This is a genomic window from Alcanivorax xiamenensis (assembly GCF_009846745.1).
In the GTDB taxonomy this organism is placed as follows: domain Bacteria; phylum Pseudomonadota; class Gammaproteobacteria; order Pseudomonadales; family Alcanivoracaceae; genus Alloalcanivorax; species Alloalcanivorax xiamenensis.
In genome coordinates, this window is record NZ_AQPF01000003.1 from 276,252 (window position 1) to 287,901 (window position 11,650).

9 protein-coding genes are annotated in these 11,650 nt (G+C 59.1%); 2 read left to right on the forward strand and 7 right to left on the reverse strand.

Going from position 1 to position 11,650, the window contains the following annotated elements; genetic code table 11:
- The first annotated feature begins 18 nt into the window (after positions 1–18).
- Entirely contained in the window at positions 19–1,335 is a 1,317-nt protein-coding gene (locus tag A6D6_RS04070) for a TRAP transporter large permease (protein WP_055099848.1), read from the forward strand.
- A gap of 79 nt (positions 1,336–1,414) precedes the next feature.
- A complete protein-coding gene (locus tag A6D6_RS04075) occupies positions 1,415–2,392 on the forward strand; it encodes a zinc-binding dehydrogenase (RefSeq protein WP_236563972.1) in 978 nt (325 codons plus the stop codon).
- A 25-nt stretch (positions 2,393–2,417) separates the two neighbouring features.
- On the opposite strand, the gene A6D6_RS04080 is transcribed toward A6D6_RS04075, so the two are convergent.
- The 7 genes from A6D6_RS04080 to A6D6_RS04110 all read right to left on the reverse strand — a co-directional run.
- Positions 2,418–3,116, reverse strand: coding sequence for a DUF3592 domain-containing protein (locus tag A6D6_RS04080; RefSeq protein WP_133491655.1), 699 nt, complete (start codon positions 3,114–3,116; stop codon positions 2,418–2,420).
- Positions 3,117–3,187: 71 nt separating this feature from the next.
- On the reverse strand, positions 3,188–3,727 hold the full coding sequence (locus tag A6D6_RS04085) for a hypothetical protein (protein WP_159660009.1): 540 nt from the start codon (positions 3,725–3,727) through the stop codon (positions 3,188–3,190).
- A 196-nt stretch (positions 3,728–3,923) separates the two neighbouring features.
- A complete protein-coding gene (locus tag A6D6_RS04090) occupies positions 3,924–5,021 on the reverse strand; it encodes a DUF6708 domain-containing protein (protein WP_159660010.1) in 1,098 nt (365 codons plus the stop codon).
- Positions 5,021–5,818 (reverse strand): hypothetical protein, encoded by a 798-nt coding sequence (locus A6D6_RS04095; RefSeq protein WP_159660011.1) that lies wholly within the window; start codon positions 5,816–5,818, stop codon positions 5,021–5,023. Before A6D6_RS04095 ends, A6D6_RS04090 begins: the two co-directional genes overlap by 1 nt.
- Before the next feature lie 54 nt (positions 5,819–5,872).
- Entirely contained in the window at positions 5,873–6,877 is a 1,005-nt protein-coding gene (locus A6D6_RS04100; protein ID WP_236563970.1) for an IS110 family RNA-guided transposase, read from the reverse strand.
- Between the two features lie 338 nt (positions 6,878–7,215).
- The gene (locus A6D6_RS04105; protein WP_159660012.1) at positions 7,216–8,370 is read right to left on the reverse strand and encodes a DUF6708 domain-containing protein; all 1,155 of its coding nucleotides are present in this window, start codon (positions 8,368–8,370) and stop codon (positions 7,216–7,218) included.
- A partial coding sequence (locus tag A6D6_RS04110) for a T6SS effector BTH_I2691 family protein (RefSeq protein ID WP_159660013.1) occupies positions 8,370–11,650 on the reverse strand: 3,281 nt, incomplete at its 5' end. The genes A6D6_RS04105 and A6D6_RS04110, both read right to left, overlap by 1 nt.

The window sequence follows — 11,650 nt, forward strand, 5'->3', positions numbered from 1 at the left end:
GCCAACAAGAGACCCGTTATGGATGAAATGACCGCTACCCTGCTGGCCATTGGCCTGGTCTTCGTACTATTGGCCACTGGTGTTCCCGTCTTCGCCTCCCTGGCCCTGGCCGGCGTGGCCGGTGTGGTGATGGTGGAAGATCTGGACTTCGCGCTGAACCGCCTCAAGGCTTTCTCCTACACCCAGACCGCGGTCTATCTGCTGACCGTAATCCCGCTGTTTATTCTGATGGGGAACTTCGCGCAAAAAGCCGGTGTCGGGCAAAGGCTATTCAGTGTGGCGCGTAAATGGGTCGGGCAATTGCCCGGCGGCCTGGCCATCGCCAGCGTCCTCACCAGCGCCGGGTTCGCCGCCACCTCCGGCTCCAGCGTGGCCACCGCCGCCACCGTCGGCGCCGTCGCCATCCCGGAAATGAAACAGGCCGGTTACGATCGTCGGCTGAGCACCGGCGCGGTGGCGGCTGGCGGTGTGCTGGGCGTGCTGATTCCACCGAGCGTGTTGTTGATCTTCTACGCCGCGCTCACCGAAGTTTCCGCCGGCGCCATGCTGGTGGCAGGGGTGTTGCCCGGGTTACTGTCCACTCTGGTGTTCATCGCCGGTATCGTGGTGGTCAGCAAAAAAATCATGCCCGATTGCCACCAGACCCAGCCCCACTATGGCTGGGGGGAACGCTTTGCCTCCCTGGGCGATGCCTGGCAGGTGATCGTGCTGTTCGTGGTCGTGCTCGGCGGCATTTATCTGGGCTTCGTCACCCCCACCGAAGCCGGCGCGATCGGTGCTTTCGCCGCCTTCGTGATGCTGCTGTGCTCACGCCAGGCCCGCGCCAACCTCGGCGGCAACCTGAAGGACAGCTTCCGCTCCTCGATCAGCACCACGGTGATGATCCTCATGACCATGCTAGGCGCCGGCATCTTCAGCTACTTCCTCACCCTGGTGGGCGCGCCGCAATACATCGTCGAGGCCGTCACCACCGTGGATCTGCCGCCGCTGCTGATCATCGGTTTACTGCTGTTGATCTATCTGCCGCTGGGCATGTTCCTGGACGCGTTCTCGATGCTGGTAATCACACTGCCGATTCTGTTCCCCACGGTGCAGTCACTCGGTTTCGATCCGCTCTGGTTCGGTATTCTGGCGGTGAAAATGTGCGAGATCGGCCTGATCACCCCGCCGGTGGGCCTGAACGTCTATGTCACCGCCGGCATCGACCGCGACACCCCGCTGGTGGACGTGTTCCGCGGCGCCGGCTGGTTCATGATCATGGAAGCGGTCACCACCTTGCTGATTTTCTTCTTTCCGGTCATTGTCACCTGGCTGCCCGCCAACATGCTCGGCTGAAGGTCGGATCATTGGGGGTCGAATAAACAACAGCGTTCATGCACAGGCGTTCGTGCATAGGAGAGATGCCGTGAAAGCCATGATCATCGATCGTTCCGGCGCGACACCGGCCATCCGTCAAGGTGACATCGAGCCCCCTTCCCGGGCCAGGGGACAGGTGCTGATCCGGGTCCAGGCCGCTTCGGTGAACCGCGCCGATCTGGCGGTTCTGGCTGGCACCCATGCCGCTCCCGGAGCCGCCGGCGCCCCCGCCGTGGTGGGTCTGGATGCCGCCGGCACCGTTGTCGAAGCCGATGAGGATAGCGGATTCAGCGTTGGCGACCGGGTGATGACCATGGTGGGCGGCGGGCTGGCGGAGTACATCGCCATCGATGCACGATTCCCCGTTCCTCTACCGGCCCCATGGACCTTCGAGGAAGGCGCCGGCGCCATCGTCGCCCTGATGACCGAACACAACGCGCTTCGTACCGCCGGGCGACTTCGCGGCGGCGACGCCGTGTTCATCAATGCCGCCAACTCGGGGGTCGGTCAGATGGCGATCCAGATTGCGCGCTATCTGGGCGCCGGGCGGATCATCGCCGGCGTCCGCACTCACCGGGAAGACGCTCTGCTCAAAACACTCGGCGCGGACGCGGTCATCAACACCGGGTCCGAAAAATTCGCTGAGCGGATACTCGACGCCAGCGACGGGCAAGGCGCGGACATCATCGTCGACCATGTGGGCGGCCCCTATCTGGCGGACCACATCAAAGCCGCGGCGCTTCAGGCGCGCCTCATCGGCGTGGGACGTCTCGGCGGCGCCGAAGGCACCCTGGACCTGGAAGCCCTGGCCTTCAAACGAGTGGAAATCATTGGCGTGACGTTCCGCACCCGCAGTCTGGAAGAGAAGGTCCGCATCGTCGAGGCAATGCGTGAGGATCTGGACAACGCCCTGGCCGAAGGCAAGCTGAAGCCTCGTATCGACCGGGTGCTGCCCTGGACGGAAGTTAGAGCGGCACAAGAACTTGTCTCCGGCAATGATCACCTGGGCAAGGTCATCCTCCAGGTCACGCCTTGATCATTCAGGGCAGGCTCGGGCGCGGCTATTTCGGAGACCCGGGCAGAAACGACAAATCCATGTGATAGCGGCGAGGGTCGTCACGCCCGACAAACACCGGCACGTTCACGTCCTGCAAATAAGGGGCAGGGTCGTACCATAAGTAATCGCTGAGAAAACGGCGGCTCTCCCCGCTCAACGGATCGCGTCCCCGCGTCACCACCCGATAAGGATGGCGATACTGCACCTTCACCGAAGTCACATGCTCCACGCGCTCCAGCTCGGTCTCGATCCGCCGCCCTTCACGCTTCAGCACAGACACCCGGCGTCGCTTGCGCCGCCCGGCCGCAATCCAGATACCGCCGATCAAAAGGAATACCGGCCCGATCAGTCCACCGATTATCGAACCGCCCCAGAGCGCAAAGAAATTATCAATACGGGCCTCTTCAGGCCTGGCCGACGAATACAGGATCGGCACAGTATCGCCAATCCGCGCTCCAGAACAACGCGTCCCCGACTTGGTGGAGAACTCAATCAGGCGCCCTTCTTCCGTATGGAATCGCACTACCCATTCGCATACGGTCTTTTCGTCCACACGCCGCTCACGAACGTTCTCTAGCACTCCTTGCCCTGATACCGCCTCCTTCATGAAAGAGGCCGTATCCAGATACAACACGACCGCCATAACAATCGCGGCGAAGCCAAAAGCCGCAAAAAAGTATTTGAAGAGCCCACGAACGGTCATGATTCAATCGCACCCGCACTGCGCCATCCTTTCCTCAATTCCCGTCCTCTCATATCCACCGTGCTCCGCCCTCAGCGTATCTCCCCGGAGCGAATTTTCCTCACCACCGCCGCCAGCTCCGGGCTCGCTATCTGCCGGGCACCCCAGAGCAATTCCCGCTTACTCAACTGCTTCTTGCGATACAGCCTTTCCAGATGACCGGCAAAATCCCTGTCACTCATACCCGGCTCACGATGCGCCATCACCACTTCAAACGCACGCAGCCAACGGCAAATAAACCCGTATAAAATGGCCGCGCCCAAAAGCGAGACGCCCATCACGGCAAAGAGAACCTCATCCACCGGCTTGCCAAGCCAAAGATTAATACCATCCCAAAGAAACACTCCCAGGCACACCAGAAAAACCACCAGGAGCCCCCATGTGACCAGGGCCGGAGTTCGCCGATATACACCAGGCGCTTTTCGTGGATCCAGAGGCGGCTTATCCGGTCCCGCAAAGAACCAGTCGTGATGTGCCTGACAGCAGAAGAGGCGGCCGTTCTCGCTGGCGACGACTTTATCGGTGGTCACTTTTTTGTTGCAGGCGGCGCATTTCGGGGAAGTCCTGAGCATGAACTCCCTTCCTTTGGTGGACATCATGCGCCTTATTTAAACACAGGGCGGCGGTGGGCGCCGGTCGACGCCCATGGTCTTTTTACCAGAAAAACGAGAATTGATCGCCCATCGGAAAAAAAGCCGCCCGATAGTCCACCCAGGATACGAGCGAAGACCAGAGCATTTCCCTCGTCGTCCAATAAAAAAAACCACATCACGGCAGCCACTGAGAGCCGGATTCTTCTTCCTTGGCAGGCGCGTCCGGATCATGGTCCTTGGGCACCCACAAGTCCGCATTCAAATACAAACGACGACAGGTCTCCGGGTCGTAATCTTCCGCTGTGGTCAGCTTGGGGATAGGTTTGCCGGGTTGGCCTGCTTCACGAATGATCTTCGGCCAGCGAGGTTCCCAGCACAGCAACTGAGAAACCCAATGACCGGCACCCAAAATCAGAAAGGCGGGACTCATCAGCAGCTTACCCAACCACAGCTTCCAATCACCATGACGCAGAATCGGCCACAGCCCTTCGAATTGGGGTTCCAGGCTGTACCAGGGCCAGGGGATTTTACTCCGCACCCGGGGTTTGGGCACGGACTCGGGGCCGTCTTCCATGTAGCGGCGGATGAATTCCCATTCGTCGAGCAGGTCCTGGGCGGTGCCTGCTCGTTTACCGACGGCGGTGTAGGTGGCAAACGGCAAACCGGTATCCAGAGGATGCCAGAACAGCAAAAGGGGCATACCCACTCCCTCTGGAGCGGCGACAATCTTGTCCCACGACATGGTGGTCACACCACCCGCGTATTTGGGGCGGTGCAAATACACCTGCCGAGTTTTTCGGTTGAAGCGGATCAGTAAACGGCGATGGGTGAACAACTCCCAGCGGATGGGGATGTAGAATTTGAATTTGAAGAAGCAGTACCAAAGCCCGGCAGTTAAGCCGCCCACGCCAATCACGCCGACAAGATAATCTATAAACCCATTGTGGTTGGGACCTCTAAGCAGCAAATCAATTGCACCATAAGCCCCACCGAAACCGAACAGGAAGAGGGTCAAGGCCAATGGCGTAAGCAGCCCCCGATAATGTTCCAGGGACCCGCAACGCATTTCCAGGAACGCATCATTGAATGCGTACACCGGCCCCCTGCTTCGGGGGCTATCGCTGACCGGCTGATCCAGAGGTGGGCGCTCCTCTTCCAACAATTCTTTAAAGTCTTGGAGGCGTTCCTCCATGAACTCTTTGCCAAAAACCTTAGCTTTGCCCTTTTCATCCAGAGTCCCTCCCCACCACGCCATCCATTCAAAAAAGTACATCAGGCCACCTCGGCGACGGCTTGCCATAACTCGGAAAGCTCTGTGCTCAGATCATCAAAGCCTTCGCCATCGTTCTTCCGAAAGGCACTCTTATCGCACCAAGCCTCCAGGGCATCCGGCGTCACCAGATACCACACCCCTGTGGCCACCCAAAACGCCGTATTGCTGCCCACCAAGACACGCGTCAGCCATTTTTGAGCGCCCTCTGCGCTGAGCCATGTTGCGAGGCGTGCGCCTGCCTTAGCAAAGGCCTGTGCTCGTTTATTTGTGGACGTCTTCGCCAAATGCTCAAAGAATGGTCCGGCGCTGGCAACGGCCAGTAAAGAACTCGCGCCACCCAAGCCAATACCAGCAAGCCCTCGGGCAAGATAGGCAGTTGCCAGCGTACCCTGACCTTGCCCTCTGGCATCCCAGAAATCCCCAAAATCGTACACCGCCAAGACTACCCCACCCACGGTACCCAACGATGCCGCCCACAGCTTGCGGCTGCCTTGCAGGATGCGGGCACCCTGGGCGCCGGGCCCGGCACGCTGGGCCGCCGCTTCGGCGGAACTGGCCAGCAGCTCCGCCCCACAAGCCGCACCCGCCATCACCCCGGCCATGGCCTCCATGTAAACCCGCTGGTCTCCAGAGCCCAGGCTTTGTGCCTTGAACAACAGCATCAATGCCTCGGCGGCGATCAGTACCGACAGGGCGCGCCCATAACGTACTTCACTGGCCTTCGGCTGAGTGATGAAGCTGTCCAGCCCGGCCTGGGCGCTTCTTGCCGCACCCACAGGGGGTTCGGATTGTCGCACCAGTTTTTCGACCAACCCGGGCGCGGTACGCGCGACTGGATTGCACCACTAGGGTCAGATACCCTCTTGAACTTCAAGCCCTGCCAATGGAATATCAGCTTGAAACGGTGTTCCTGACTTGATTACGCCATAGATCATATGAACTAGGCGCCGCATGCTGGCACCGACGATGGCCTTTGGTCTCATGCCCTTTTGCTCAAGTCTTTTCGACATTGCTACGATCACTGGGTTGTAGCGCTTGGCGACTAACCCTGGCATATAAAGCGACTTTCTTGCGGCCCGATGCCCCGCTCGGGAAATCACAGTTCGGCCCTTAACTGACGTGCCAGATTGCTTCTGCCTCGGTGTCACACCCACAAATGCGGCCAGAGCTTTGGCGCTCTTGAAGCGCCGCACATCGCCAATGTAGGCCAGGAACTGGGCCGAAGCCCGCCGGCCGATACCCGGGATGCTTTGCATCAAATCGGCGTCATGCTTCAGCTCTGGGTTGCCGTCGATATGGTCGTCGATGTCAGACTGGAGTCGTTTGATCTGTACGTTCAGCCAGTCAACGTGCTCTTTTACCATGTTTTGAACACTGGACGGCGTGCCTTGACCCAGAGCTTCCAGCCGATTTAACTCTTGCTGGCGCATGTCCATTAACGCCTGCAATCGGTCGACTAAAGCGCGCAACTCCCGGACCGCGATGCTTGGCGGCTCCCAAAGCTCAAGCTTAGCCCTTTGGGCGAATCTGGCGATGAGCTTGGCGTCCACCTTATCTGTTTTATTACGGCTGAGCTCGCTTTGAGCAAAGCCTGTAATACGAGCTGGATTGACAACACTAACTGCCCAGTTTGCATCAGCTAACACTATTGCGACGGCTTCGCTGTAGGGCCCTGTGCCTTCCAGTACAATAGGTGTTGTTAAAGGAAGCCCCCTTTGCTTCAACCAATCATCAAGCTCCGCATGACCGGCGGGTGTGTTCCTAAGGACTTTCGTTTTGATCTTGTCGCCGCTGGCGACGCAGATATCGAGTTTCTTCTTGGATACATCAATGCCAACGGCGTGCTCATTCATCATGTACTTCCTCGCATCCAGGCTCTGGGCTGGCGGCCCGGCCTAAGTTACCTTCGAAATGGATGAACGAGATAACGAGCCGACGGACTTATCTGACCCACAGGCTATCGCGCCTAAAGTCTTGTCAGCCTCAGCCGGCTCGGCCGTATCATCAGGAGTAGCTTCCTGAATTGACGGGGCTTGTTCAAGATACGAGGTCTTGTCTTTTGCCATCCTCCAAGGGCTTTCTTCGAAAAAAGCAAAAGACAAGATCTTGCCCCGATAGCTTCCCATAAGGGCTCACACCAAAAACCGTGATTGACGACCAACCATTTTCGCCTTCCCCATAACCACGCTTGATGTCAAGGCAACCACTGAGAGCCGGATTTCTCATCTTCGGCGGACGCGTCCGAATCGTGGTCCTTGGGCACCCACAGGTCCGCATTCAAATACAAACGGCGGCAGGTTTCCGGATCATAGTCTTCCGCCGTAGTCAGTTTGGGAATAGGTTTGCCGGGTTGGCCGGCTTCGCGGATGACCTTGGGCCAGCGAGGCTCCCAGCACAGCAGTTGGGAGAGCCAGTTGGCCAGTCCCAGCGTCAGAAGGGCGGGGCTGATGATCACCAACATCAACAGCCGGCCCAGGAGCCGTTTGCCGATTTGCTGCGTATCCAGAGCAGAACCCGAAGACGGTTTCCCTTCCCGTCGCCCCAACAACAGCCCCAGCATTCCACCGAAAACGGGTTCGAAGGCGTGCCAGGGCAGGGGCCATTTACTGCGGATACGCGGCTGAGGCAAACCTTCCGGCCCTTCCTCCATGTAGCGGCGAATGAACTCCCATTCGTCACGCATGGGTTCACTGGTGGCGCAGGCTTTGCCGACGTGCACTCCCTCCATTTGCGGTCGATTCGGCCGGGAGGGCCAGAGTAGTAGAATCGGAAAACGGCTGCCGCCCAGATCGTATATGCCTTGCGCCTCGTCCCAGGGTAATGTCACGATACCGCCCGCATACTTCGGGCGATGGAGATAAACTTGCCGGGTTTTACGGTTAAAGCGGATCAACAGACGGCGCTGGGTCAGCATTTCGAAACGGGTGATTTGGAGGCCATATTTCTTGTACCCCCACAGGAAAAGAAGGACGAGACTACCAGTGACAAGCATCGCGCTAAGGTCAAAAAGAATACGGCTCGATCCATCGATCAGTCTAGACACCGATATTGATGTCATGGATGCAAAACTGATCGCCAAAAACCAAGTAAAAATTGAAATTACCGTAATCAATCCCCGCGCATATTCCATGCACCCCGCCCGCATCTCCAGGTAGGTGTCGTTATAGGCGTATACGGGGCTGCGAAGACGCGGAGTATCGCTTTGCCGTTCTTTCCTCTCCTTGTTCGCTCGTTTGTTGTCATCCGACACTTCTTGGGTGGTAAACCCTGGCAGCTTCCCTTTTTGAGATAGCCAGCTGCCTTCTTCGGCGATTTGGCCTTGCCAATGCATCCACTCAACCAAATACATCAGCGTGTCACCAATTCAATGGCGACTAACAGCTCTGTCATTTCTTCTTCCTGATCATCATAGCCATCCCGATTTCCCTTCCGGTACACGCTCTTGTCGCACCACGCCTCCAACGCATCCGGGCTTAGCACCTCAATGGCAATGGTGGCGCCAAACACTACCGGCCCACCAATTTTCAAAACGCGGCCGAGTATCAGCTGGGCTTGCTTGGAAGCCAGTTTCGCCGAAACATTAGCCCCCATGCTGAAGTAACCTACAGCCTGGGTCCAACCTCGCGCCGTTGCTTTCTTGACCATGGCTTCCCAGAATGGCTTGGAGGCCGCCATAGCCATACCACCTTCACCAGCAATCAAAGCAGCACCTGCGACTGCCCGCCCGATGTAAGCAAAGGCTACGACCTCTCTGTTTTGAATGGCTTGTTTGGCTTCGACAGCATCCATCCCCACCCAAACCCCACCGGCCACCGCCGCCAGAGTACCGGACGCCAACCGCAACCCACCATGAACCAATCTGCTCGCCAGAGCGGTACTCGACACTTCATTGAAGCTGGTGGCGGCCAGCTCCGCGCCAGCGGCCAGAAGCCGGGTGCCGGCAGCCGTCGCCACCAGGCCCGAGGCGGCCAGATCCCAGGCGTTGGCTTCAGGACCTTCCTGGCGGGCTTTCATGAAGAACCCGATGGCTTCCAGGAACAGCAGTCCACCATAGAGCCGGGTTTGGTAGAAGTTGCTGTGTTTGCTGTCGGCCATCTGCTTGAGCATGGCCTCATCCACATTGCCTTGAACGCTGCGCTGAAGCTGCCGTGAGGACATCGCGGTCTGCTGTTGCCGGCGTTGTCCCTTCCGGGTGTCACCGAACTTCCCAGCCTTGGCCTTGTAGGCCAGTTGTTCCTCTTGCAGCTTCATCGCTTCTTTGCCGATGGTGGACCGCATCAGGGCACCCAGCCCCTTCGCCATGGCCTTGTCGGCTACGTTCGGCGAGTTGGCACGCAATAGCGACTGCCCCAGGCTCACTTGCCACGCCAGCGCTGCCCCTAAAGCGACCTGGCCTTCCATCGCCGTCGCCGCGCTGTCCAATCGCTCAAAGTAACCCAATAGATCCTTAACCGGAGTCACCGGGTCAAAGGAGGCCGTCTCCGGATCCGGCGGGTTGGTCAACAGTGCCTGTACTGACTGTTGTACCGGGGTCTGGTTGAAGGCGTAGCTGCGCAACGCCAGGTTCTCTGCCGTCACCGTCCGGGCTGCCCACCAGTCATCCAGAAGCTGCCGCCCACTCATACAACCGGTCAGGCCATGGACACACAATCCGGTCTGGGCGGCAAAGCGCAGACCGCTGTCCGGATTGTCCTCATCCGGATCATAGGCGTGCAGGGCGCCTTGCAGATAATCGCTTTGCAGTACCGCAATCTGTTCCGGAGCACGGTTTTCCATCTCCGTTTCCGCGTCCTGGCTGTGCTGGGCAAAAGCGGTTTGCACCTGATCCATCGCGTCGGTATCCAGCCGGGACAGATAGTCCTGCTCGAACTCCGCTTTATAGGCCGCCTGGCGCTCGAGGGTATATTCGCGGTCCTGGGCCTGTTCTTCGGTTTCCTGTCGGCGCTGCAGGATAAGCTGCCTGCTTTGAGCGATTTGGTCCGCATACCTCTCTTCATAAACACGGTCACCGTGGACACGCCGCAGTTGTCGCTCTCTCGCGTCCAATTGGTGCAGGCGCACGTCCATACTGCCGTGGGCGGCCTCCCAGGCACGGACATTCTGCCCCACCAAACCTTCCGCCTTCTTCCCGGCATACCCCTCATGCAATTGCTCGATCTGCTGCTGGATCTGGACCTTCCAGTCATTGCTGACGCCTTGTTCGTCTTCTTCCTGGAGCCAATCATGCAGCGGGTCCAGGGCCGCGTTACGCCAGGCGTTCAGGGTCTGGGCGGCGCCGAAGGCGTCGTTCAGGGCCAGAACGGCGCCGTGGGTGGAGACCGCCTCGGTGACGGAGGCCAGGGTGCCCTTCAGCATGCCGACGTTGGCGTACTGAATCAGGCCTTGATCATCCGCCAGCCAGGCGGGGGCGAACGGGTCTTGCGCCAGCGCCTGTTGCAGGGCCGGATTGCCGTCAAGGCACGCTTCGGTCACCGCGTTACCGATCTGCTCGCCGTGCAGGGTATCAAGCTGAGAGGTTTGTCCTTCGGCCCATTCCTTCGGCGAGAAGGTTTGCCAATAGCCTTTGGCGGTATAGTCGTCGGCGTTTTCTTCATAATCCGCTTTGCGGGCGTCGGTGAGCGGGTCCGGGGTGAACAGCCACCATGAGCGTTCAACGGTTTCCGCTTTTTCGATCTCCACCGCCAGGGTGTTGGGCGTCACCGGTTCAGGCTGGGCCGGCGCTTTTGGCGCCTCACCGTCAAACCGGGTCAGGTCGCCGTTGGGTTTCACCTGATACTGCTGCCATTCCTTCCGGCCGCCCCGGTCCAACAGCACATACAGATAGCCCGTCCGCAATAATCTCAGGGTCTCCCGGGATTGGGACAATGAGGTGGGCGGGATGAGTTGTTTCGGCAGTTGGGGCGCATGCTCGACCAGCGCCCCCGTGGCCACGGCGTGACGCACCGGCAGGATGGTGAGCGTCAGCGTCTCCATCATTTCCTGTTCGGTGGTTTCCTCTTCCTCATCTTCCCACTCGACATCCGCTAAACGCTGCGGCGCGAGGGGCGCTTTGGCGGTCAGAGAGGGCGCCAGTCCGGCCACTTTTTTTGCTAAAGGAACGAAGGGGAACAACCCCGCGGGCAAAGCGGGAAGATCGGTATTGTTAGACTGCCCACCTTCCAACGACTTAATGGAACCCTTCACGGTAAAGGTCCCCGGGCAGCGGAAGGTGATGTTGGCGCCGTCGAGGACGATTTCGGTCTGGCCGCTTTGCAGGGTGATTTTGTCCTTGGCAAGGACGCTGACCTTGCCTTCACTGCTGGTGGCGGTGATGGCCTGATCGGCGAGCAGTTCCATCGGGCCACCGTTGGCCTGCAGGGAGACCGGGCCGTTCTCGCTGATGATCTTGATCGGGCCTTTATGGCTGTATAGGCCGGCGCTGCCGCCGCTGGCCATAGCCAGGTTATCACCGGCGGCGATGTGGCCGTCGCTTTGGGTGGTGATGTGCAAGTGTTCGCCGGCCATGGCGGCGGCGCTTTTGTCGCTGTTGAGGACGATGTGGTCCGGGCTTTCCAATACCAGTTTCGGGTCGGCGAAGGTTTCCACTGGCTGGTCGCTGTCTTCACGGCTGCCGGGCTTCGGCTTGAACG